Annotated in this window: 1 protein-coding gene; it reads right to left on the reverse strand. The window is 35.4% G+C overall.

The features are described from left to right. Positions 1–35 precede the first annotated feature (35 nt). Positions 36–223 (reverse strand): hypothetical protein (locus V6256_RS15690; RefSeq protein ID WP_341599157.1); only part of this gene is annotated, 188 nt, incomplete at its 5' end.

Raw genomic sequence — 223 nt, forward strand, 5'->3', positions numbered from 1 at the left:
GGTGTTTATTTAATTGTTTCACCTAGGGATTTTTCTCAACGAATTTGTAGCTGTAGTTTATCATTTATATTAATTGCTTGTTTTGTTTCTTCAGGCTCTAATGCCGTTTTTGTTGCAGTGTTACTATAGGTTTTTCCCATTATTGTCATTGTATTTATAGTATCAGAATGTATGCTTTCTTCTGCTGCGGTCACAGAATGCGAAGCTGCCAGTGAAGATGCGA

The sequence above is a fragment of the Psychromonas aquatilis genome, assembly GCF_038155185.1.
GTDB classification, from domain to species: Bacteria; Pseudomonadota; Gammaproteobacteria; order Enterobacterales; family Psychromonadaceae; genus Psychromonas; species Psychromonas aquatilis.